General features: G+C 57.5%; 2 protein-coding genes. One reads left to right on the top strand and one right to left on the bottom strand.

What is annotated here, in order from left to right:
- A partial coding sequence (locus F599_RS0113260) for a site-specific DNA-methyltransferase (RefSeq protein WP_019543972.1) occupies positions 1-1,088 on the bottom strand: 1,088 nt, incomplete at its 3' end.
- Positions 1,089-1,187: 99 nt separating this feature from the next.
- On the opposite strand from F599_RS0113260, the gene F599_RS0113255 reads away from it, so the two are divergent.
- A partial coding sequence (locus F599_RS0113255; RefSeq protein ID WP_019543971.1) for an AbrB/MazE/SpoVT family DNA-binding domain-containing protein occupies positions 1,188-1,444 on the top strand: 257 nt, incomplete at its 3' end.

Raw genomic sequence — 1,444 nt, 5'->3', positions numbered from 1 at the left:
CAGGCGATGAGCGTCGAGGCCGAGCCGAGGAAGCCGTCCAGCACGAGTCCGTTCGTCTGCGTGCACTGCCGGATGAGATAGGCGATGAGCGGCACGGGCTTCGAGGACGGATGGCCGCAGCCGTCTTTCTTCGAGTCCTTAATGCGGTCAAACTCGAAGACCGTCACCTGCTTCTGGTCGCCGTACCACTCGTGCTTGCCGTCCTTACGCCAGCCCCAGATGATGGGCTCATGGATGTACTTCCAGTCCGTGCGTGTGAGCACGAGGCGGTTCTTCTTCCACACAAGTCCCGCGCCGACCTTGAATCCCGCGTCCTCATAGGCATCATGGAACACCCGTGCCTTGGCCGTCGCGTAGAACACATAGATGGACGCGTCCTTCGCCATGGCTTCGTGAAACTGCTCGAACGCCGCGCACAGGAACTTGTATCCTTCCTCGTCGCTGAGGTCGTCATTCTTGATCTTCCCGCTCGTGCTCTCGAGGTTCACGAGATACGGCGGGTCCGTGCAGACGAGATTGACCTTCTCTTTGCCGAGCAGGCGGCTGTACGTTTCAGGCTTCGTGGAATCCCCGCAGACGACCGTATGGCGTCCGAGGTGCCAGATATCGCCCGCTTTCGAGAAGCACGGCTTTTCGAGCTCGGCATCCACATCGAAGTCATCTTCCTCCGCACCGTCTTCCTCCGCGAAGAGGCGCGCGAGTTCTTTCTCGTCAAAGCCCGTGAGCGACACATCGAAGTCCTCGCCCTTGAGGTCGGACAGCTCGACACGCAGCATCTCCTCATCCCAGCCCGCGTTGAGCGAGAGCTTGTTGTCCGCGATGATGTACGCGCGCCGCTGCGCCTCAGTCAGATGATCCTCGCGGATGCAGGGAATCTTCTTCAGTCCGAGCTTCTGCGCCGCGTAAAAACGGCCGTGCCCGCAGAGGATGGTTCCATCCTTCGTGGTCACGACCGGCGAGAGAAATCCGAACTCCCGGATGCTGGCGGCGATCTGCGCCACCTGCTCCGGACTGTGTGTCCGCGCGTTGCGGGCATACGGCACGAGCGTGTCAATGTCCGCCAGGTAATATTCCGTTTTCTGGTTCAAATACATCACCTCATCTGCTGAAAATCTTGTTGCGATTCTTTCCAAAGATGCTAAAATGAAAGTAGGAAATTCCCTACTTTTCCAGGAGGTGCAACCATCATGGCAGCAGCAACGATTCCGAATACATTTATTGATAACGCCAAAGTTATGGCGAAGGGCCAGGTCACGATTCCGAAAGACGTGCGGCAGGTTCTCGGCATCTCAAACGGCAGCCGCGTGACCTTTCTGGTCGAGAACGGCTCCGTCCGTCTCATCAATTCCGCCGTCTACGCTATGGAAATGATGCAGCATGAGATGAAAAGCGAAAGCACTGACCTGCAGACAGAAGATGATGTCAACAAACTGGTCAAGGCGAC

Source organism: Selenomonas bovis DSM 23594 (genome assembly GCF_000381005.1).
Lineage (GTDB): Bacteria > Bacillota > Negativicutes > Selenomonadales > Selenomonadaceae > Selenomonas_C > Selenomonas_C bovis.
The sequence above is the reverse complement of the archived record's forward strand: the minus strand, read 5'-3'. Positions and strand labels throughout refer to the sequence as shown.